At 72.4% G+C, this 22,150-nt stretch carries 11 protein-coding genes; 9 read left to right on the top strand and 2 right to left on the bottom strand.

Annotation, left to right across the window (positions count from 1 at the left end):
- Nucleotides 1-228 precede the first annotated feature (228 nt).
- The 5 genes from SSQG_RS00865 (at nucleotide 229) to SSQG_RS00845 (ending at nucleotide 14,377) form a co-directional block, all read left to right on the top strand.
- On the top strand, nucleotides 229-1,488 hold the full coding sequence (locus tag SSQG_RS00865; RefSeq protein ID WP_003987750.1) for an MFS transporter: 1,260 nt from the start codon (nucleotides 229-231) through the stop codon (nucleotides 1,486-1,488).
- Nucleotides 1,488-4,799: a type I polyketide synthase gene (locus SSQG_RS00860; protein WP_003987749.1), complete on the top strand. Its 3,312-nt coding sequence runs from the start codon at nucleotides 1,488-1,490 to the stop codon at nucleotides 4,797-4,799. The genes SSQG_RS00865 and SSQG_RS00860 overlap by 1 nt, the downstream gene beginning before the upstream one ends.
- Entirely contained in the window at nucleotides 4,796-12,157 is a 7,362-nt protein-coding gene (locus SSQG_RS00855; RefSeq protein WP_003987748.1) for a non-ribosomal peptide synthetase, read from the top strand. The genes SSQG_RS00860 and SSQG_RS00855 overlap by 4 nt, the downstream gene beginning before the upstream one ends.
- 122 nt (nucleotides 12,158-12,279) lie before the next feature.
- Nucleotides 12,280-13,485, top strand: coding sequence for a glycoside hydrolase family 64 protein (locus tag SSQG_RS00850; RefSeq protein WP_003987747.1), 1,206 nt, complete (start codon nucleotides 12,280-12,282; stop codon nucleotides 13,483-13,485).
- A gap of 220 nt (nucleotides 13,486-13,705) precedes the next feature.
- Nucleotides 13,706-14,377 (top strand): ETX/MTX2 family pore-forming toxin, encoded by a 672-nt coding sequence (locus tag SSQG_RS00845; RefSeq protein ID WP_039931715.1) that lies wholly within the window; start codon nucleotides 13,706-13,708, stop codon nucleotides 14,375-14,377.
- A gap of 15 nt (nucleotides 14,378-14,392) precedes the next feature.
- Here SSQG_RS00845 and SSQG_RS00840 read toward each other — a convergent pair whose 3' ends face one another.
- Nucleotides 14,393-15,043 carry a LysE family translocator gene (locus SSQG_RS00840; protein ID WP_003987745.1) on the bottom strand — a complete coding sequence of 217 codons (651 nt, stop codon included), beginning with the start codon at nucleotides 15,041-15,043 and terminating at the stop codon, nucleotides 14,393-14,395.
- A gap of 199 nt (nucleotides 15,044-15,242) precedes the next feature.
- On the opposite strand from SSQG_RS00840, the gene SSQG_RS00835 reads away from it, so the two are divergent.
- Genes SSQG_RS00835 through SSQG_RS00825 form a run of 3 tightly spaced genes read left to right on the top strand, consistent with a single transcriptional unit; the run spans nucleotide 15,243 to nucleotide 21,092 of the window.
- A complete protein-coding gene (locus tag SSQG_RS00835; protein ID WP_003987744.1) occupies nucleotides 15,243-16,229 on the top strand; it encodes a hypothetical protein in 987 nt (328 codons plus the stop codon).
- Between the two features lie 49 nt (nucleotides 16,230-16,278).
- Nucleotides 16,279-18,153: an HSP90 family protein gene (locus SSQG_RS00830; RefSeq protein ID WP_003987743.1), complete on the top strand. Its 1,875-nt coding sequence runs from the start codon at nucleotides 16,279-16,281 to the stop codon at nucleotides 18,151-18,153.
- A gap of 2 nt (nucleotides 18,154-18,155) precedes the next feature.
- The gene (locus tag SSQG_RS00825; protein ID WP_003987742.1) at nucleotides 18,156-21,092 is read left to right on the top strand and encodes a hypothetical protein; all 2,937 of its coding nucleotides are present in this window, start codon (nucleotides 18,156-18,158) and stop codon (nucleotides 21,090-21,092) included.
- Between the two features lie 61 nt (nucleotides 21,093-21,153).
- Here SSQG_RS00825 and SSQG_RS43360 read toward each other — a convergent pair whose 3' ends face one another.
- Nucleotides 21,154-21,285, bottom strand: a complete 132-nt coding sequence (locus tag SSQG_RS43360; protein WP_276327064.1) for a hypothetical protein — start codon at nucleotides 21,283-21,285, stop codon at nucleotides 21,154-21,156.
- Between the two features lie 237 nt (nucleotides 21,286-21,522).
- On the opposite strand from SSQG_RS43360, the gene SSQG_RS00820 reads away from it, so the two are divergent.
- Nucleotides 21,523-22,150: NAD(P)H-binding protein (locus SSQG_RS00820; protein ID WP_167545806.1), on the top strand; the 628-nt coding region annotated here is incomplete at its 3' end.

Raw genomic sequence — 22,150 nt, 5'->3', positions numbered from 1 at the left:
CCAAATCCGGACCGGAAGTCGTCTGGACCACTTCCCGAGTCTTGAACGCGCCAGTCTCCATCTGCTTGTGTTGCGGACCACTGGCCGCCGCCCGGCGGCCTTTGGGGGGAATGGTTTCCGTGCTGGGCCCGCCACCCGCCCGGACCTTGTCTCACCACTGAGCAGGCGGGCCGGGCAGGCCCGGTCCCACACCGGTCACACCCTTCATGCAGACCCTGGGGAAGGTGCATGAGGTACTTCCGTCTGCTCGTCCTGGGCAACGGCATCTCGGCGTACGGCAGTTACCTGAACATGGTGGCGCTGAACGTCTTCGTCTACGACGCCACCGGCAGCGCACTGGCGGCCGGCCTCTTCATGGCCGTCCGCCTGGCGACGAACGTCGTGTCGGGCTGGGTGAGTGGCCGGCTCGTCTCGCTCTACGACCGCAAGCGCCTGATGGTCGGCGCCGACCTGTGCCAGGCCGTGGCACTGCTGACACTGCTGCTCGCCCCCGACGGCGTGCGTGTCGGCCTGCTGTACGCCCTGGCCGTGGTCACGGGCGGCTGCTCGACGCTCTCCCAGGTCGCTCTGCGCAGCAGCATCCCCGAGATCGTCGGCGCCGAGCACCGGGTCAGGGCCAACGCCCTGCTGGTGACCGGACGTTCGCTCGCCATGATCGCCGGCTTCGCCTCCTCGGGGCTGGTCGTGGCGCACCTCGGCTACTCCGCCGCGTTCGCACTGGACGCCGCGTCCTTCCTCGTCTCCGCGACGGTGATGTTCCTGCTGCCGGTCCGCACCAGGGCGGCCGCGGCCGCCGCGGGCGGTGGCTCCGCGAAGGCCCCGGACCCCGCGCGCCTGACGGCCCGGATCCTGCTGGGCACGGCACCGCTGCTGATGGCGATGATCGCCATCCGGGCGGTCGACGGGCTGGGTTCCTCGTCCCACAATGTCGCCCTCCCCCTCTACTCCAGCAGCCTCGACCCCGCACATCCGGCCACGTTCATCAGCCAGTTCTGGGCCACCTGGGCCATCGGCAACATCGTCGCCCAGCAGGTGATCGGCCGGGTCACCAGGAAGACCGGGCGGACACCGGGGGAGCGGGCCTTCGCGCTCGGCGCCTGTGTGATGTCGGCCGGGTTCATCGCGGTCTTCAGCGGGCTGCCGACCGTCCCCGCCGTCATCGCCGCGCTCGTGGCCGGAGCCGCCGACGGATTCACCGAGATCGTCTACGTGTCGAGGCTGCAGACCGCCCCCGACGAGCAGCGCGGCCGCCTCTTCGGGCTCTCCGCCTCGGCCGAGAACACCGGCTTCGGCCTCGGCATGCTGGTGAGCGGCGCGCTCCTGGAGACCTTCTCACCGCTCCAGGTGGTGGCCGCCTTCCACGGCCTCGCCATCGTCCTGTGCGCGGCCCTGCTCCTGCTGCTGGTCGTCCGGGGCAGGACCAGACCGGCCCCGCCCGCGGAGGAACCGGCCGGCCGCGACGAACCGGTGACGGAGGGACGCGGCTGATGAGCACCACCGATCCCGACCCGCGGATGGCCGTCATCGGCATGGCCTTCCGGCTGCCCGGCGCCGACACCCCCGAGGAGTTCTGGCGGATCGTCCGGGACGGCACCGACGTCATCACCCGCTTCACCGACGAGGAACTGGCCGCCGTCGGTGTCCCCGCGGAGGAGTACGGGGCGGAGGACTTCGTCGGAGCCTCCGGAGTACTGGACGACATCGCCGGCTTTGATGCCCAGCACTTCGCGATGAGCGCCCGCGAGGCCCGGCTCACCGATCCGCAGCACCGCATGTTCCTGGAATGCGCGCAGCACGCCCTGGAGAACGCCGGGTATCCGGACGAACGGGACGGCACCCGCGTCGGCGTCTACGCCAGCACCGGATACCACCTGTACACCTTCCAGCACTACCTCCTCAACAACGTCCTGCCCAGCCAGGCCGTCGCCGACTGGACGGCGGGCATGCAGATCACGGTCGGCAACCACGCCGACTTCACGGCCACCCGTGTCGCCTACCGGCTCGGCCTGACCGGCCCCGCCGTCAACCTCCAGACGGGCTGCTCCAGTTCCCTCGTCGGCGTGCAGTCGGCCGCGCAGTCGCTGCTCATGGGCGACTGCGACATCGCGCTCGTCGGCGCCACCGCCGTCCACGTGCCGCAGGTCCTGGGCTACCGCCACGTCAAGGGCTCGATCCTCTCCAGGTCCGGGCGCCTGCGGGCCTTCGACGCCGGCGCCGACGGCACCGTGGGAGGCACGGGCGTCCTGGCCGTCGTACTGAAACGGCTGGCCCGGGCCGTCGCCGACGGGGACACCGTCCACGGCGTCGTCCGGGGCTGGGGCATCACCAACGACGGAGCCGGCAAGACCGCCTTCACCGCCCCGAGCGCCCAGGGCCAGCACGCGGCCATCCGCCAGGCCCTGCGACGCGCCGGCGTCGGCGCGGACACCATCGGCTACCTGGAGACCCACGGCACCGGCACGCTCAAGGGCGACCCGATCGAGTTCGACGGCGCCTGTCGCGCCTACCGCGAGGACACCGACCGCGACGGCTACTGCGCCCTCGGCTCGACGAAGGCCAACATCGGCCACCTCGACGCCGCCTCCGGACTCGCCGGCCTGGTCAAGACCCTGCTCGTCCTGCGGCACGGCGTGATCCCGCCGATGGCGAACTTCAGCGCACCCAACCCGCTCCTCGACCTCGACCACAGCCCCTTCTACATCCCCAGGACAGCGCGGCCCTGGCCGGCGAGCGACGAGCCCCGCCGAGCCGGCCTCACCTCGCTCGGCGTAGGGGGCACCAACGTCCACCTGATCCTGGAGGAGGCCCCCGAACCGGCGCCCAGGACCGGCGCGGCCTCCCCGCCGGACGTGCTGCTGATCTCGGGCAGCAGCCCACAGGCCCTCGCCGACAACGCCGGTGCCTTCCGCGACCGGTTACGCCGGCCTCCCGCACCGCACCCGGCGGACCTCGTCACCACCGCGGCCCTCGGCCGTACCCACGGCCGCCACCGGCTCGCCGCCCGCGGCTCCACCCCGGAGGCTCTCGCCGACGCCCTCGACGCCTGGCTCGCCGGAACCGCCGGAGCGACGGTGACCGCGGGGACGAGCCCCAGGGAAGGCGCCCCGCGCGTGGTGTTCCAGTTCACCGGCCAGGGCAGCCAGTACCCCGGCACGGCCGCCGCGCTCTACGCGCGTTTCCCCGCCGTGCGCGAGGTGCTCGACACCTGCGAGCACCACTACCGCGGCCGCACCGGCGACTCGCTGCTCACCGCGCTGCGTGCGGCGGACTCACCGGACTCACCGGACTCACCGGAGGCAGCGGGGGCAGCGGGGGCAGCGGGGGAGAAGCCGCGGGAGGACGGACCGGACACGGACGTGGCGCAGCCCGCGTTGTTCGCCCTGCAGTGCGCACTCGTCCGGCTGTGGCACGACGCCGGTGTCGAACCGACCGCCGTCACCGGGCACAGCGTCGGCGAGTACGCCGCGCTGTACGCGGCCGGAGCCCTGTCGCTCGAGGACGGTGTGCGTCTCACCGCCGAGCGCGGACGGCTGATGCAGCAGCGGTGCGCGCCGGGCGCGATGGTGGCCGCGCCGATCGACCGGGCCGCCGCCCTGGCCCTGGCCGCCGAGGTGCCCGGACTGGAGGCGGCCGTGACCAACGGGGACCGCGCCCAGGTCCTCGCCGGGTCCGTCGCCGCCGTGGACCGGGCGTGCGCCCTGCTGGACGACCGCGGCACCCCGGGGCAGCGGCTGCCCGTGACCCGTGCCTTCCACACCGCCCTGATGGAACCCGTGCTGGAGGAGTTCCGGAAGGTCCTGGACGACGTGGAGTTCCGGCCCGTGCGGGTCCCGTTCGTCAGCGCACTGGACGGGGTGACCCGCCCGCCCGGCTGGTTCCCGGACCCCGACCACCTCCTACGGCACACCCGCGAGCCCGTCCGCTACGACGAGGCGCTGCGCGCCGTCGCGGCGCAGCAGCCCGACGTGCTCCTCGAGATCGGGCCGCACACCACCCTCAGCGGACTGGCCCGCCGGGCGCTGCCCGGCGTACGGGCCCTGCCGTCCCTGCGACGCGGCACCGGGCTCGGCGCCCTCTGGGGCGCGGCCGCGGGACTGCACTGCGCCGGAGCGGAGGTCGGCTGGGACGTACTCCTGGCCGGCAGCGGAGGCAGACGGGTCCCGCTGCCCGGATACCGGTTCCAGCACCAGGACCACTGGACGGGGCCCCGGTTGACGCCCCTGAGCACGAGATCAGCAGCGAGGAAGGGAACAGAAGTGGCGCAGCAAGAGGCAGCGGTCGCACGCGTACTCCACAGCATCGTCGAAGCGACCGCCCGGCACCTCGGTGAGAATCCGTCCGCGATCGCCGCGGACGCGTCCTTCTTCGACCTCGGCGCCGACTCGCTGCAGATGATCAGTGTGCTGCGGGAGCTGGAGCAGAAGCACCAGGTCAAAGTGACGATGCGGCAGCTGTTCGACGAGACGGGCACGCCGCGCAGACTCGCGGAATTCATCGCCGCCCGGATACCGGAGCAGCCCTCGCAGGCCGTACCGCAGTCGTCCGCGGCCACCGAACCCGCGCCCGAGCCCGCCACCGCCGCACCCGCACCCGCACCCGCACCTGTGCCCGCTCCCGAGCCCGTCCCAGCCGCCGCGTCCACCCCCGAGTACGCGACCCGCGAGGAACTGGAGGACCTCGCGCACAAGATCCACCAGCTGTCCCAGATACAGCTGCAGATGATGTCCCAGCTCTCCCAGTTGCTCGCCCTCCAGACCGCCACGGCGACAGACCGGCTCAACGGCGCGGTGGCCAAGTGACCCGCCTGAGCGGCATATCCGCCGCCCTGGACCAGGACCTGGCGGCGATGGCCGACCTCTCCCGGCGCATCACCGAGCAGATGAAGGCCGGCACCGGCACGCCCGCCGCGGAGCCGGCGCGCGTGCACGGCCCCCGGGTGACGGTCGCCCGGAGCTCCGGCATGGTGCGGGACGCTTCGCCGCGCTCCCAGCAGACACACCTGGACGACCTCGTCCGCCGCTACACCGCCCGCACCCCGACCTCCAAGCGGATCGCCCAGCGCTACCGCCGGGTCCTGGCCGACAGCCGCGCCGTCGTCGGCTTCCGCAGCGGCACCAAGGAGATGCTGTACCCGATCGCGGGCCGCCGCGCGAGCGGGGCCCGGCTGGAGGACGTCGACGGCAACGAGTACGTCGACATCACCATGGGCTTCGGCGTCCTCCTCTTCGGTCACGAGCCGGACTTCGTCAGCGAAGCCGTGCGCGAGCACCTGTCCCGCGGCATCCAGCTCGGTCCCCGCGCCATCGAGACCGGCGAGGCGGCGGAACTCCTCGCCGAACTCACCGGGTTCGAACGGGTGGCCTTCGCCAACTCCGGCACGGAGGCGAACTCGGCGGCCATCCGCCTCGCCCGCGCCGCCACCGGCCGCGACAAGATCGTCACCTTCCTGGGCGCCTACCACGGCCATGCCGACAACGTCCTGGGCCGGGCCTCGGGCGGCGGCTCCTCGGCCGGCGGGGCCGAGCACATCACCGTTCCCGTCTCCCGAGGCATCCCGCAGGCCGCCGTCTCCGATCTGCTGGTGCTCGACTACGGCAGCGACACCGCCCTGGAGACGATCGCCCGGCACGCCGACGACATCGCCGCGGTCGTCGTGGAGCCCGTGCAGAGCAGACACCCCTCGCTCCAGCCTGCCGAGTTCGTCCGCAAGCTACGGGAACTGACCCGCCGCCACGGCATCGTCCTGCTCTTCGACGAGATGCTGACCGGCTTCCGCCCGGCCCCGCGCGGCGCGCAGGAGCTGTACGGCGTCACCCCCGACCTCGCCACCTACGGCAAACTGCTCGGCGGTGGCTTCCCCATCGGCGCGATCGCGGGCCGGGCCGACATCATGGACGGCGTCGACGGCGGCTACTGGTCGTACGGGGACGACAGCTACCCGCCCGCCGACACCACCTTCTTCGGCGGCACCTACCTCCAGCACCCCGTGTCGATGGTCGCCGCCCGCGCCGTACTGACCCACCTCAAGGAGCACAGCCCGCACCTCCAGGAGCGCCTCAACGCGCGCACCGCCGAACTGGCCGCGACGCTCAACGGCTTCTTCGAGGCCGAGGAGTACCCGCTGCGGATGACCCACTTCGGCTCCCAGTTCCGCTTCGAGCACCGCGCCGACATGGAGCTCCTCTACCACCACCTGATGCTGCGCGGCGTGCACGTCTGGGAGTGGCGCAACTTCTTCCTCTCCACGGCCCACTCGGACGGTGACGTCGAGTTCGTCGCCGACGCCGTGCGGGACTCGCTGCGCGAGCTGCGGTCGGCGGGCTTCTTCCCGGGCACGCGGCCCGTCGCCCCGAAGACGGCGTCGGCGAAACCGGTTCAGGTCGCGTCCGTGCCCCCGCAGCCGGCACTCGCCCCGGCTCCCGCCCCGGTGGCGGCCCCGGCACCCGCCCCGGTGGCCGCAATGGCGTGGAACGCCGCGGCAGTCACCGCACCCCGCACGGCACCCGTAAAGGAAATCGCCCCGCGCACACCCGACTTCAGTGTCTACTTCTTCGGCGACTACCCCCAGGGCAGCAACCCGGCACCCCGCGAGGGCCAGTACGAACTCCTCATGGACGTCGCCCGCTTCGCCGACCGGCACGGCTTCCACGCGCTCTGGATGCCGGAGCGCCACTTCCACTCCTTCGGCGGCCTCTTCCCCAACCCGGCGGTGCTGGCGGCCGCGCTGTCCCGTGAGACCGGGCGCATCCGCCTCAACGCGGGCTCCGTCGTCCTGCCCCTGCACGACCCGATCCGGGTCGCCGAGGAGTGGTCGATGGTCGACAACCTCTCCGGCGGGCGCGTCGGCATCGGCGTCGCCAGCGGCTGGAGCTCCAAGGACTTCGCCTTCTTCCCCGACCGGTTCGGCCGGCACAAGGAGTTGATGTACGAACAGCTGTCGGAGGTAAGGAAGTTCTGGCGCGGTGACGCGGTGCGCCGCACCACGGGTGACGGGGAGGCCGACCTGCGGCTCTTCCCACGGCCGGTGCAGGACGCTCCGCCCATGTACACCGCCGTCGTCGGCAACCCCGCCTCGTACGAACTGGCCGCCCGCCACGACCTGGGCATCGTCACCAACCTGATGACCCAGACCGTCGAACAGCTCCAGGAGAACATCGCCCGCTACCGCAGCGCCCGGACCCGGCACGGACTGGATCCGGACACCGGCCGGGTGGCCGTCCTGCTGCACACCTACCTCGCCGAGGACCACGACACCGCGCGGGCGGAGGCGTTCGAACCACTCTCCCGCTACATGCGCGCGTCCCTGTCCCTGTTCAGCGGCGTCACCAACAGCCTCGGGCACAGCGTCGACCTGGCGGCCCTGAGCGAGGACGACCTGGAGACCGTGTTCCGCCGCGCCTACGGCCGCTACTGCGACCAGCGCGCCCTGATCGGCACGGCGGACAGCGTCCGCCCGGTGGTGGACGCGGTGACAGCGGCGGGGGCGGACGAGATCGTGGCGCTCGTCGACTTCGGTGTCGCGGCGGACGAGCTGCGCGCGGGCCTCCCACGCCTCGACACGCTGCGCCGCCACTACGGCCGTCCGGTCCCTGCCGGCACGGCGGCATCCGTGTCCACGAGCCCGGCGGGTCCACCAGCCGAACCCGCCGTCATCGACGCCCCCTTGTCGCCCGGACAGGAACGGATCTGGTTCCTCGAGCGGTTGCTCCCGGGTCGCACCGCCTACAACGAGATCAAGGCGATCCGCCTCGACGGCCCCCTGGACGTGACCGCCCTGCGCGCGGGGCTGCGCGGGCTCGTCGCCCGGCACGAGGGCCTGCGCACGGTCTTCCGGGAGGTGGCGGGCGAGCCCCGGCAGGTGGTGCGGGCCTCCGCCGAGCCCGACTTCGAGCTCGTGGACGCCACCGGCAGCCCTCGGGCCATACTCCAGGACGTCCTGTCGGCCGAGAGCGCACGCCGCTTCGACCTGGCGGACGGCCCGTTGTTCGTCACCCGACTGGTCAGGTGCGCCGAGGCGGAGCACGTCCTCGTCCTGTCCCTCCACCACATCGTGGTCGACGCTGCCTCCGCCACCGTCCTCGCCCGCGACCTGTCAGCCCTCTACCGGGCCGAACGCGACGGCGTCGCCCCCGATCTCCCGGCCCTCACCTGGAGCTACGCCGACCACGCCAGGGAACAGGCCGCGAACGACTCCGGGACAGCCGAGGACCTCGACTACTGGCGCCGCACCCTCGGCGGCGAGCTGCCCGTCCTCGCGCTGCCCACCGACCGGCCGCGCCCCTCGCTGATGACCTCAGGCGGCCGGGCGGTCTTCCACACCCTCGACCCGGAACTCTCCCAGCATCTGCGAGAGTTGAGCCGCACCCGCCGCAGCACCCTGTTCATGACCCTGCTCGCCGGATACGCGGCGATGCTGCACCGCGTCACCGGGCAGACGGACCTCGTCGTCGGCAGCCCGATCTCGGACCGTCCCGAACGCGCCGAGCACCTGCTCGGTTTCTTCGTGAACACCCTCGCCCTGCGCCTCGACCTGTCCGGCGACCCCGCGTTCACCGCGCTGCTGGAGCGGGTGCGCACGGTCGCCCTCGACGCGTACGACCACGCGCGTGTGCCCTTCGAGACGGTGGTCCGCGCGCTCGCCCCGGCCAGGGCGGTCGACCGGACACCGGTGTTCCAGGCCTTCGCCGAGTTCCAGCGGGCCGAACCGTTCCGCTTCGACCTGCCCGGCATCGAGGCCACACCGCTGGACACCGGCCCGGACAAGGCCCTCACGGACCTCACCGTCTACTTCACCGACCAGCCGCAGGGCATCCGCTGCCATCTGGAGTACAACACCGACCTGTTCGACCAGCACACCGTCGACGGGTTCTTCGCCACCTTCCGGGACCTGCTCACGGCCGCGGTCGACACACCCGAGGCGCCCCTGTCACGACTCGCGCCCGCGGCCGTCCAGACAGCGGCCGGGGGCGACCCCGTGCCGCGGTCCTGGCAGCAGGGCCCTTCCCGGCCGCCCGCGGACAGCACCGTCCACGCCCTCTTCGCCCGACAGGCAGCCGCGCGGCCGGACAGCACGGCGGTGATCAGCGGCGACAGCCGACTGACCTACCGCGAACTGGACGAGCGCGCCGAGCACTTGGCCGACGCCCTGCGGGAACAGCACACCGAAGGCGGCGACGAGGCCGTGGCCCTCTGGCTGCCGCGCTCCGCCGACCTGGTCGTCGCCATGCTCGCCGTGCTCAAGACGGGCCGCGCCTACGTCCCGCTCGATCCCGTTCTCGGCGGGGCGCGCGCCGAGCAGGTCATCGCCGAGTGCGGGGCCCGGACGCTGGTGTCGCGCCACGAGGAGGCGGCCGCCCTGAAGCTGCCCGGCCACGTGACCGTCGTACCGCCCGACGCCACCGCACCACGCCGGCGCGGAGCCGGACCCGACGCCGTCGCCCAGTCCCCGTGCTGCGTCCTCTACACCTCGGGCAGCACCGGCGTACCCAAGGGCGTCGTGGTGGCGCACCGCGGCGTCGTCGACCTGTGCGAGTGGCAGCACCGGCGCTTCGCCCTCACCCCGGCCGGCCGCAGCGCCGTCGTGTGCAGCCAGAGCTTCGACGCCTCACTCCTGGAGATCTGGCCGGCCCTGACCGCGGGCGCGTCGGTCGTGATCGCCGACGAGGAACTGCGCAGGGATCCGCAGGCCCTGGCCCGGTGGTACGCCGAGCAGGACGTCACCTTCTCGATCCTGCCCACCGCCCTGGGCGAACAAGTGCTCCGCCTGCCCCCGGCCGAACAGCCGCCGCTTCGTCACCTGCTGCTCGGCGGCGACGTGCTGCGCACCCGGCCGAGGCCCGAGGCGCCGTACGAGACGGTGAACGTGTACGGACCTACCGAGGTCACCGTGCTGTGCACCACGCACACCGTCCTGCCGGGCGAGGACCCCGCCCGGGCGATCGCGATCGGGCGTCCGGTCGACAACGTGAGACTGAGCGTGCTCGACGCGTCCGGCGCCCCGGTGCCGGTCGGCACGGTGGGGGAGCTGTACGTCGGCGGCCCCGGCGTGGCACTCGGCTATCTGCACCGCCCGGAACTCGCGCAGGAGCGCTTCCTGCCGGATCCGGACGGTGGCCCGGACGCCCGCCGATACCGCACCGGTGACCTGGTCCGCTGGAACGACGACGGGACACTGGAATTTTGTGGACGGGTCGACGACCAGGTGAAGATCCGCGGCTTCCGGGTCGAACCGGAGGAGGTCTCCCGGGTACTCAACTCCCTGGACGGGGTGCGTGAGGCGGCCGTGCCGGCCCGCCGCAACGACCGTGGCGAGGCGTACCTCGCGGCCTACGCCGTCCCGGCCGACCCGATCGGCCCGGCGGCCGACGACCGGCAGGCGTTCGCCGACCTGATGGCCGAGGAACTGGCCGCCCGGCTTCCGGAGTACCTGGTGCCACGCGCCTGGCGGATCCTGCCCGCCCTCCCCACGACGGACAACGGCAAGCTGGACCGATCAGCGCTGCCCGCACCCGACCTCGTCACGACGCCGCCGAGGCACGTTCCGGACGCCACCGGCGGCCGTGAGCCCGCTGCCGGTCACCACACGGACATCGAACGGCGCGTACGGAAACTGTGGGCCGCCGAGTTCGGCGGCGACCCCGACGGCATCGCGGCCGACGCCTCCTTCTTCGACCTGGGCGGCCACTCGATCACCGCGATGCGGCTGGTCAACCAGGTCCGGGAGGAGTTCGGCACCGAGTACCCGATGCTGAGCTTCTACCAGGACCCGACGCTGCGGGCCATGACGGCCCGACTGGCCTCCTCGGTGAGCGAGACGGAGCCGGTACCCGCACCTGAGGCCGGCGAGGGACCCGGCACGACGGAACGCCGGGCGCCCGCCACCGCACAGCAGTCCCGTTTCGCGGCGGTACACGCCGACCACCCTCTTCCCCAGGTCTTCAACGTCGCGCTGCGGATCACCCTCACCGGCAGCCTGGACGTATCGGCCCTGCGCACCGCCCTGACCCGGCTGGTCGACCGGCACGAGGGGCTGCGGACCCGCCTGGCCCGCGGCGGGGACGGCTGGGAGCAGCAGGTGCTGAGGCCCGGGCCGGTGGAGCTGCCGGTCGAGGACCTCACCACGCGGCCCCCGCACGAGCGGCGGACCGCCCTGGAACGGGCCGGCGCCGAGGCCACCGAGACACCGATCGACCCCACGCGCGGGAGACCGATGGCCGTGCGCCTCCTGCGCACCGGCGAGAGCACCTGGGTCCTGCTCCTGGTCCTGCACCACTCCGCCTGCGACGGATGGTCGGTCAGCCTGCTCCTGAAGGAACTGGCCGCACTCTACGGCTCCGCCCTGCGGGGCATCCCGCACGCCCTTCCACCCGTACGGTGCCAGCCCGTGGAGTACGCCCGGTGGCAGCGGGAGCAGGCGGACTCGGCGGCCGACGAGGACAAGCTGCGGTTCTGGCTGCGCGAGCTGGACGGAGTGCCGTTCACCGTAGGCCTGCCCCTGGACCGGCCCCGGCCGGAGAAACCGAGCGGCCGGGGCGGTGCCGTGATGTTCTCCGTGCCGGCCGACGTGCGGGCCTCGGTGGAACGTCTGGCGAGGCAACGGGGCACGACGCCGTTCGTGGTCACGGCGGCGGCCCTCGGCCGGATGCTCGCGCGGAAGTCCGGGCAGGCCGACGTCATGTTCAACATCTCCTACGCCAACCGTGAGCGTCGTGCGTTCGAGTCCCTGCTGGCCTGCACGATCACCGGCTTCGCCCTGCCGGTGCGAGACGGAGCGGAAGGTTCCTTCATCGCCCTGACGGACCGGATCGCCCGTACCGCGGTGGAGTGCATGGACCGGGCCGTGCCGGTGCGCCGGATCGCCCCCGCGCTGCGGGAGCGTACAGGCGTCGAGGTGCCGGACCGGCTCGACGTCGGCTTCGCGTACCAGAGCTCTCTGGACGCCGAGGTCGAACTGCCCGGGCTGACCACGGCGATAGAGGATCTGGCCCCCGCCGCGTCCCGCACGGAACTCACCTTCGGACTGGTCCCGGCCGGGGACGAACTGCGGGGCTTCGTGGAGTACTCGGCCGACCTCTGGGACCACGCCACGGTCGAGGGCTGGACCCGGGACTACGTGGGTCTCCTGCGTGACGAGGTCCGCAGGGCCCTCGACAGCTGACGCCGGGAGGGGCGGCACGCATCGGTGTCGCCCCCCTCATTGACAGGTCCGGACCAAAGCGGTCAGTCTGAGAGCGCTCTCAGAGCTGCCCGAATCGGCCGACCGTCGAACGGAGACAGAGCATGTTACGGATCCTCAGGCGCCGTGCCGCGGCAGTGGGGTTGTCCCTCGCGACGGCCCTGACCGGCTCTCTTCTCGCCATCGGAGCGAGTGCGCCGGCCCACGCCGCCGTCCCGGCGACGATCCCCCTGAAAATCACCAACAACTCGGCACGCGGCGAGCAGGTGTACATCTACAACCTCGGCACGGAACTGTCGACCGGCCGGCAGGGCTGGGCCGACGCGGGCGGCACCTTCCACCCCTGGCCTGCGGGCGGAAACCCGCCGACCCCTGCCCCCGACGCATCCATCCCGGGCCCGGCGGCAGGCCAGTCGACCACGATCCGCATGCCGAAGTTCTCCGGCCGCGTGTACTTCTCCTACGGCCAGAAACTGGTCTTCAAGCTGACCACCGGAGGCCTGGTCCAGCCCGCCGTGCAGAACCCGGCGGACCCCAACCGCAACATCCTGTTCAACTGGTCGGAGTACACACTCAACGACTCGGGCCTGTGGATCAACAGCACACAGGTCGACATGTTCTCCGTGCCGTACGCGGTGGGAGTGCAACGAGCCGACGGCAGCACCGCGAGCACCGGCCGGCTCAAGCCCGGCGGATACACCGGCTTCTTCAACGCTCTCAGAGGACAGCCCGGTGGCTGGGCCAACCTGATCCAGACCCGCGCCGACGGCACCGTACTGCGCGCCTTGTCGCCGCTGTACGGAGTGGAGACCGGCGCACTGCCCGCCACCGTCATGGACGACTACGTCAACCGCGTCTGGCAGAAGTACTCCACCTCGCCCCTGACGGTCACACCCTTCGCCGACCAGCCCGGCACCAAGTACTACGGCCGGGTCTCCGGCGGCGTCATGAACTTCACCAACAGCTCCGGCGCCACGGTCACCAGCTTCGAGAAACCGGACGCCGCCTCGATCTTCGGCTGTCACCGGAAGCTCGACGCCCCCAACGACCAGGTACGCGGCCCGATCTCGCGCACCCTGTGCGCCGGCTTCAACCGCTCCACCCTGCTGGTCAACCCCAACCAGCCGGACTCCGGGGCCGACTCCTTCTACAAGGACAACGTCACCAACCACTACGCGCGCAAGATCCACGCACAGACCGTCGACGGCAAGGCGTACGCATTCGCCTTCGACGACGTCGGTCACCACGAGTCGCTCGTCCACGACGGCAGCCCGCGCCAGGCCTACCTCACACTCGATCCCCTCGACTGACCGCCTGGGCCACCGGTACCGCCATCTGCTCGCGGTGCCGGTGTCCGGTGTCCGTTGACCGTGCACAAGTTCTGGTAATCAATTACAACTTTGCTGTTCCTTGGTGTAGTTGGGCTGCGGTTTACGTGAGCCTCGTTGGCACCACGCGGTGACTGCACACCCTCCTGTACCAGGGGGGTGCGGTCACCGTCCCCCCACGCAATGGTGAGAGGCACCAACGATGACGACGAACCGCGCCCTGCGGTACGGCGGCCGCACGCTGGCGTTGACGGCGACCGCACTCGGCATGATCGCGGCGGCTGTGCCCGCAGCGGCCGAGGAACAGCCCACCGCGGAACAGCTCATGGCCGACTGCTCTTCCGGGGAGGGCAAGTGCAGCTTCAACTCCCCGCAGATCGGCGAGGCCTACCTCGGTGAGCCCCGTCAGGTCTCCGACCTTCTCTTCAACTGCACCGACTCGGCCGCGTCCCAGTCGATGTCATGGGCCGACACCGTGGGCTCCTCCCACTCGGTGGGCGGCTCGGTCACCGTGGGCGCAGGCATCGAAGGCATCATCACGGCCAGTGTGACCGCGACGTACAACTACACCTGGCAGAGCTCGCACACCGAGACGAGTTCCTTCACCGTGAACGTGAAGCCGGGAGAAGCGGGCTGGATCTCCCGCTCCCAGGTGATGCAGCGGATATCAGGCACGTGGCAGACCCACTACGACGACCCGAAGTGGGGCCACTACTACTGGTTCGTCCCCGACGTGGTCACCGGCCCGGCCCCGAACGGCACGGACGGCAAACACAGCGCGGTCGTGGTCAAGTCCCGCAAGATGACGACCGAGGAGAAGAAGCTGTGCTCCACCGGCTCCACCCGCGACAAGGTCTTCACACGCGGCGGCTGATCCGCCGTGAGGCGCTCAGGGAGCCGCGGCGACCCCGACGCCGATGGCGATGAACAGCCAGCCGGTTGTCAGTTCCCACCGGTGGCGGACCTTCGGGCGGACGAGGAGAGTGCGTAGCCGCGCGGCGACGGTGACGAGGGCGAACCAGTAGACGATCCCGATGAGGACGTCCAGGGTGCCGAGGAAGAAGATCTGCCGTGCTGTCGAACCGCTGCCGTCGACGAACTGCGGCAGGACGCTGATGAAGAACAGCGCGGCCTTGGGATTGAACACGTTGGTGAAGAAGCCCTGGCTGAAGCCGGCCCGCCCGCGGCCGTCGCCTGTCCTGTCCACCGTGGCCCCCGGCGGAAGGCCGCCCTCCGGCCCGCCGGTGCCGGCTGCCTTCCGCCGAGCCGCCAGCACGGCCCTAACACCCAAGCAAACCAAGTAGAGCGCGCCGAGCAGCTTGACAGCGTCGTAGACCACGGGCGAGCGGGTGACGATCAGCGACAGCCCGACGGCGGCGGCGAGCATGTGCACACACAGCCCGGCCTGAGCCCCGAGCGCCGCGGCCCGCCCCCGTGCGGGATCCTCGGCCGCCGACCTCACCACCACGAGGAAGTCCGGACCGGGGACCGCATACGCCACCAGCACCACACCGAGAAACCCGACCAGGTCGACTGACATCCATTCCCCCTTTCGGCCGGCCCCCGGCCGGTTCGCCGACCACGGGTCGTCGGTCCGTGGGGCAGGTGAGGAACCGTCGAGTACCCCCAGGGCGCCGAACCGGACTCGTGAAGCAGCAGTGAAAACCCTGTGGAAGCGCTGTCGGTGGTGCCGTTTATGCTGCACCCGAAGATCACGCGGGACCAGGGGAGGGCGCGGCATGTTCAACAGGCTGTTCGGCAGGGGAGCGGAGAGACCCGCGGCGGATCCGCACGTCCTTCCCGTCCCACAACGGCAGAAGAACGGGATGTACACGCTGCGCGCGCTCGGCGACGCCCGGGTGCTCGCGCTGGTGGAGGCGGCCGACGCGGGTGACTGGGAGGCCGCCAAGACGGCCCTCGCGCCCTTCGACCTCGGCCGTGACCACCTGGTCCTGGGGGAGCTCGCCGACCTGGACGGAGTGCAGGACTGGATCGGCCGGGCCGTCGAGGAGGACAAGGAGCACCGGGCGACGGCCCTGCTGATATCCGGGGCGCGCCACATCAGCTGGGGCTGGGAGGCGCGCACCGCCGACCTGGCCGTGAACGTCACCCAGGAACAGTGGCGGATCTTCCACGAACGGCTCGGCCTGGCCGAGGAGCAGCTGCTCGAAGCCGCCGAGCTGCGGCCGGAATGGGTCACACCGTGGCGCCACCTCCTCACCTCCGGCCGCGGCATGTCGCTCGGCCCCGCCATCAACGAGACCCGGTTCGAGGCCGCTCTGCGCCGCGACCCGCTGGACCTGGAGACCCACCTCGAGCGGCTGTCGCAGCTGCAGCCCCGCTGGGGAGGCAAGCCGGGGCAGGCCCTGACCTTCGCCCAGGAGGCGTTCGCCCGCGCCCCGCACGGACACCGCCTCGGCTGCGTGATCGCCATGGCGTACATCGAGGAGTGGGTCGAGTCGGACCGGGGGGACTACCTCGCGACCTCCGAGATCCAGGCACAGCTGCGGGAGGCGGCGGACCACAGCATCCTCCATCCCGCCTACGTGTGGCGCCCGGGCTGGCAGCACGACTTCAACATGTTCGCCATGGCCCTGTCGCTGGCCGGAGAACGACACACGGTCCGGCGCGTCTTCCAGACGCTGGACGGCGCCTACACCAAGTGGCCCTGGACCTACTTCGCAGAGCCCGAGAAGCAGTTCGCACGCAGACACCGCCGCGCCTGAGCACCTTCCGGCCCCGCCACCCGTCCTTCCTCCCACTCCGGACTGCCCGATGACTCTGCCCGACACCGCCACGACCCCGGCCGGCGCCGACCGCACCTTCCAGGTGGACCTGCGCGGCCTCGTCGATCTCCTCTCCCACCACCTCTACTCCAGCCCCCGCGTCTACCTGCGTGAACTGATGCAGAACGCGGTCGACGCGCTCACCGCCCGGCACACCCTCGAACCGGCCGCCCCCGCCGACGCCTTCGGCGTCCGCCTGTACGCCGACGGGTCGGTCGTCCGCGTCGAGGACGACGGAGTCGGTCTCACCGAGGCCGACGTCCACACCTTTCTCGCCACCATCGGCCGCAGCAGCAAGCGCGCCGACCGCATAGCCGAGCAACGCGGTGACTTCATCGGCCAGTTCGGCATCGGTCTGCTCTCCTGCTTCCTGGTCGCGGACGAGATCCACGTCCTGAGCCGCTCCGCCCGCACCCCCGACGCACCCGCCGTGGAATGGCGGGGACGCGGCGACGGCAGCTACTCCATCCGCACCCTGCCCGCCTCCGCCCGTCCCCGGCCCGGCACCACCGTCACGCTGACGCCCCGCGCCGACGCGGGCGAGTGGACCCGCCCGGCCCAGGTGCACGCCCTGGCCCGGCACTTCGGCTCCCTCCTGCGCCACCCGGTGACCTTCGACGACGGCACCGGCGGCCGGGGCGCTACCGCCCGCGTGGACGGACCGGGCGTATCCGTCAACCCCGAGCCCGCCCCCTGGGCGCGTACGTACCCCACACCGGGAGCCCGTTCCCGCGCGCTGGCCGCGTACGGCGAGGAGGTCTTCGGCTTCACGCCGCTGGCCACCATCGAGCTGAACCTGCCGGCCGTCGGCCTCAAGGGCATCGCGTGCGTCCTGCCCGAGGCGGTACCGGCCGGACGCCGCCACGGCCACCGCGTCCACGTCAAGGGCATGCTGCTGTCCGAGCAGGCCGAGGAGATCCTGCCCGACTGGGCGTTCTTCGTCCGCTGCTTCGTCGACGCCGAAAGCCTGCGGCCGACCGCCTCCCGGGAGTCCCTGTACGAGGACGACACCCTCGCCGCCGTCCGCGACGCACTCGCCGAGCGGCTGCGCGACTGGATCGCCCGGGCCGCCGCCAGCGACCCCGATCTGCTGGGCCGCTTCCTCCAGGCCCACCACCTGGCCGTGAAGTCGCTGGCGGTGCACGACGACGAGATCCTGCGGATGCTGCTGCCCTGGCTGCCGTTCGAGACCACCGACGGGCACACCACCCTCGACGAGTTCGCCCGCACCCACCGCACCGTGCTCGTGACATCGAGCGTGGAGGAGTTCCGGCAGGTCGCCGCGATCGCCTCGGCAGCCGGGCTCGGCGTCGTCAACGGCGGCTACACCTACGACCGTGAACTGGTCCACCGACTGCCCGAGATCAGGCCCGAGGCGAGCGTCGCCGACCTCGACCCCGCGACCCTCACCGCCCACCTCGACCCCGTGGACCGGGAGACGGAACTGGCCGCCGCGGCCTACCTCGCCCAGGCCCGCGACGCCCTCGCCGTCTTCGACTGCGACGTCGCGCTGCGCACCTTCCAGCCCGCCTCCGCCCCCGCCCTCCTCGTCGACAGCCGCGAGGCCCGTCACGAGCGCACCCGCTCCCAGCTCGCCCGGGAGCAGGAAGGCGGCCTGTGGGGCGACATCCTCGGCGCACTGCGCCAGGAAGCACCCCGCGCCCAGCTGATCCTCAACCAGCTCAACCCGCTGGTCCGCACCGCCGTCACCATCGACGAACCCGAACTGGCCCGCACCAGCGCCGAAGCCCTCTACGGGCAAGCCGCGATGCTGTCCCGGCGCCCCCTCAGGCCCGCCGAGTCGAGCCTCATCAACCGCTCCTTCCTCGACCTCCTCGCCCACGCCCTCCGCAAGGACAGCTGACGATGCCGACGACCGCACCCCAGACCACCGACGAGCTGTACCAGGCGCTCCAGGAGAACGACCGGCGCCCCTACGGCCGCACCCGCACCGTCACCGCCGAGGAACTCGTCGACGCCGCCGAACAGTTCGACGAGCCCGTCCCGCTCATCCACGCGCTCCTCGAACTCCAGGAGGCGTACACCTACGGCTCCGAACCCCGGAAGTCGCCCGTCGTCTTCGCCCGCCTCCTGACCCTCTTCGACGAGCAGCCCGGCGTCTTCGACGAGCGCCTGCGCCACATGCTGTTCTGGCGGTTCAAGTGGGTGGCCAACGCCCTGCGCGCGCTGCCCGAGGTACCGCTCGCCGGCATGCGCCAGTGGCTGACCGAGATGCGCGACCGGTACGAGAAGGCCGGCCTGGGCCTCCAGCCCTACTACAGCCAGGCGTACCAGCTCGCCTCGCACATCGGTGAGGACACCACCCTCGCCTACGAGCTGTGGGCGGGCCGCACCCGCACCCGGCTCAGCGACTGCGAGGCCTGCGAGATCTGCGAGCGCGCCCTGTACCACCTCACGGCGGGCGACGACGAGCGGGCACTGCGCGCCTGGGAGCCCGTCCTGGCCGGAAAGGAGTCCTGCCAGGAGGAGCCGGCCCGCTCCCTCTCGTACGCCCTGCTGCCGCTGCTGCGCACCGGCCGCACCGACCAGGCACGCGAACTGCACCTCGTCGGCTACCGCGGCTGCCGCCGCAACCCCTCGATGTCCGGGGAGGTCGGCCGGCACCTCGAGTTCTGCGCGCTCACCGGCAACGAGGCCCGCGGCCTGGAACTGCTCGCCGAGAACCGAGGCCTGTTCGACGAGGTCGACTCGCCGCTGGACCTGTGCGACTTCCTCACCGGCGTGGAGGTCCTCCTCCAGCGGGTCGAACTCCTCGGCCACGGCGAACTGCCCGCCGCCGGATACGCGGGCCGTACCTGGACGGTGGCCGGCCTGCGCGCCGAGGTGCGGACCCGCGCCGACGACCTCGCGGCCCGCTTCGACGAGCGCAACGGCACCACCGCCCACACCGACCGCCGCAAGGCCCGCCTCGACCGTGCCCCGCTCCTGGACGCGCTGGAACTGACCCTGCGCACCCGCACACTCGACGACGTGACCCCGGCCACCCCGGTCACCGCACCCGCCGCCCCTACGGCCGCCACCGTCCCCGACGCCCTGCCCGAACTCATCCTGCGGGCACGCGCGTTGGAGGAGCAGGGGCACCCGGACGCGCCTGCCTGCTGGACACGGCTGCGCTCCCTCGTCGCCGCCCGTGACTACACCCACCCCGACGACCCGGCCGTCGGCCCCCTCGTACAGCTGCGCGCGGACCTGCTGGCGGACGAGGCGGGCCGGGCGGGGGAGAAGGACGAGTTCGCCGACGCCGCCGCCCTCCACGAGGAGGCCGCGGCCCTGTACGACGACGCCGGAGAGCCGGCTCACGCGGCACTCGCCCGGGCAGGCGCCCTGCTCGCCACCGCCGAGATCGCCACGGAGGGCGCCGACGCGGCCGAGGCGAAGGCCGCCGCGCTGACCGCCGCCCACGCGTCCATGGTCCACCTGCACGAGGAGACGCCCGGCCTCGCCCCGTACCAGGAGGCCCGCCTGCTGCGGCTGCGCGCGACCGCGCTCGCCCTGCGCCTGCAGACCTCGGGGAGCGAGGAGCACGTCGCACCTGTCCTCGCCGAGGTGGAACTGCTGCACACCTTCGCCACCCGGCACGGCGTCGACACACAGATCTCCGGTGCCCTCCTGCTGCGGGCCAGCACCTACGCCATCTCCGGCGACCTGCCCGCCGCGGTCACCGAGATCGACGCCCTCCTCGACCGGCTGAAGGCGCACGGCCCCGCCTGGCACCTGCCCCGCACGCTCGGGCTGCGCGGCCGGCTCCAGCTCGGCCTCCAGGACGCGCAGTCCGCGCACGCCGACCTCACCGAGGGCCTGCGACGGGCCGCGGACTGGCCCGCAGACACCGTCGACACCGCCCGCCTCCACGGCGATCTGGCCCAGGCCTGCATGCACCTGGGCCGCCCCGACGAGGCACTGCGGCACCTGACGCGCTCCGCGGAGCAGGACCTTCGCCGCGGCAGCCGGACGGACGCGTTCTGCACCTACGGCAACGCCGCCCAGCTGAGCCTCGACCTGGGCCGCGTCGAGGACTGCATCGCCCTGCTCGACTCCGTCCTGGCCGAACCGGACGTCACCGCCGGAGAGGTCGACGACCGGCTGGTGGCCCAGCTGCGCCTGACCCGCGCCCGCGCGCTGCACACGGGGGAGGACCTCAAGGCCGCCACGGCGGAGTTCGTCGCCCTCGCGGCCGAGTCGGCCGGCTGGGAGGACGACCGGGGCAGCCACGCCATGATCGCCGCGGAGACGGCCGTACTCCTCGGCGAGTCCGGCGAGTTCGGCAGGGCCCGCGAAGCCGTCGGTCAGGCGCTCGCCGCCCACGCCGAGGTCCCGCGCTACGAGCATCTCAGCAACAGTCTGCGCGAGCTCGCCCGCCTCCAGGCCCAGAAGCAGGGCCCCGACGGCCTGCCGGACGCCCTCGCGCACCTCGACGACGCCGGCCGCATCGCCGACGAGGCCCGCGCCGCCGGTTACGAGGCCCACGGCCGTTCCCTGGACACCGCCCTGGCCTACGAACACGGGCGGGTCAACGCCTACGCCGGCGCGTACGAGGACGCACTGGCCGCCCTGGACAAGGCTCTCGCCCTGCTCGGCGAGCCGGGACCGGAGGACGACCGCGCCGGCGAGTGGGCCGAATGCGTCCGCCTCGCGGGCGCGGTGGAGGGCATCTACCTGGAACGCCCCGCCCCCGCCCTCACCCGCCTCGACGCGGCGGTCTCCCGCCTGACCGCCCTGGGCCACACCGGGGAGACCGAACCACTGACCTCCTTGGCGGCCCGGCTGCGCGACGAGGAGTGACACGACGCCCCCCCGAGGGCGGGCTCTCGCCCGGCCACGGGGGCGCCGCCCTCCCCTGGCTTCACCTGCGCCGTTTGCGGAGAAGTCCCGTCACGACGAAGACCCCGACGAGCACGGCGACCACGACGAACGCCACCTGCCCCCACACGGGCAGGCCGGGGCCACCACCGGGTGCTGCCAGGGGGAGAGTCATGACCGTCATGTCCCTTCGTCCAACGGCACATGACGTGCGTTCCCCGAACGTCATCGGCATGCGGGACGGCATCGGCATGGGGGGCGATTCCGAGCCGGTGCGGCCGCCGTGCCGCGGCCGCGTCACCCGGCCGCCGCACGCGCCGGGCGCATCCGGCCGGGCCGCCCGCACGGTAGAGGTCCGGGAAGGCGGATGCGACGACTCCGCGGCGGACGACGGGCGGGCTGGGACAGCGACATGGGCGACGAACGAGCCAGGGGACGGAGCGGGAAGGGACCGGAGGGGCGTGCCGCCTCGACCTGTCTCGTGACCGGCGCGAGCGGCTACATCGGCGGGCGGCTGGTGCCGGAACTTCTGGACGCCGGCCACCGGGTGCGCTGCCTGGTCCGCACGCCGAGCAAGCTGCGCGACCACCCGTGGGCGGACCGGGTGGAGATCGTCCGGGGCGACGTCACCGACGCCGGGTCGGTGGCGCGGGCGATGGCCGGAGCGGACGTCGCCTACTACCTCGTACACGCCCTCGGCACCGGAGGCGACTTCGAACGGACCGACCGTGCCGCGGCCCGCGTCTTCGGCGAGCAGGCACGCCGGGCCGGGGTCCGCCGCCTCGTCTACCTCGGCGGACTCACCCCCGCCGGTGTGCCGGAGTCGCGCCTCTCCCCGCATCTGCGCTCCCGCACCGAGGTCGGCCGCATCCTCCTCGACTCGGGCGTGCCGACCGCCGTCCTGCGCGCGGCCGTCATCATCGGCTCGGGCTCCGCGAGCTTCGAGATGCTGCGCTACCTCACCGAGCGCCTGCCGGTCATGGTCACCCCGCGCTGGGTGAGCACCCGCATCCAGCCGATCGCCGTACGGGACGTGCTGC

This window comes from Streptomyces viridochromogenes DSM 40736, from assembly GCF_000158955.1.
In the GTDB taxonomy this organism is placed as follows: Bacteria; Actinomycetota; Actinomycetes; order Streptomycetales; family Streptomycetaceae; genus Streptomyces; species Streptomyces venetus.
This window is presented reverse-complemented; position numbering and strand designations above follow the sequence as displayed.

Coding starts and splice junctions, on each gene's coding strand:
- SSQG_RS00845 (WP_039931715.1), top strand. CDS start 13,706: ATGACGACGAACCGCGCCCTGCGGTACGGCGGCCGCACGCTGGCGTTG.
- SSQG_RS00865 (WP_003987750.1), top strand. CDS start 229: ATGAGGTACTTCCGTCTGCTCGTCCTGGGCAACGGCATCTCGGCGTAC.
- SSQG_RS00835 (WP_003987744.1), top strand. CDS start 15,243: ATGTTCAACAGGCTGTTCGGCAGGGGAGCGGAGAGACCCGCGGCGGAT.
- SSQG_RS43360 (WP_276327064.1), bottom strand. CDS start 21,285: ATGACTCTCCCCCTGGCAGCACCCGGTGGTGGCCCCGGCCTGCCCGTG.
- SSQG_RS00840 (WP_003987745.1), bottom strand. CDS start 15,043: ATGTCAGTCGACCTGGTCGGGTTTCTCGGTGTGGTGCTGGTGGCGTAT.
- SSQG_RS00860 (WP_003987749.1), top strand. CDS start 1,488: ATGAGCACCACCGATCCCGACCCGCGGATGGCCGTCATCGGCATGGCC.
- SSQG_RS00825 (WP_003987742.1), top strand. CDS start 18,156: ATGCCGACGACCGCACCCCAGACCACCGACGAGCTGTACCAGGCGCTC.
- SSQG_RS00850 (WP_003987747.1), top strand. CDS start 12,280: ATGTTACGGATCCTCAGGCGCCGTGCCGCGGCAGTGGGGTTGTCCCTC.
- SSQG_RS00830 (WP_003987743.1), top strand. CDS start 16,279: ATGACTCTGCCCGACACCGCCACGACCCCGGCCGGCGCCGACCGCACC.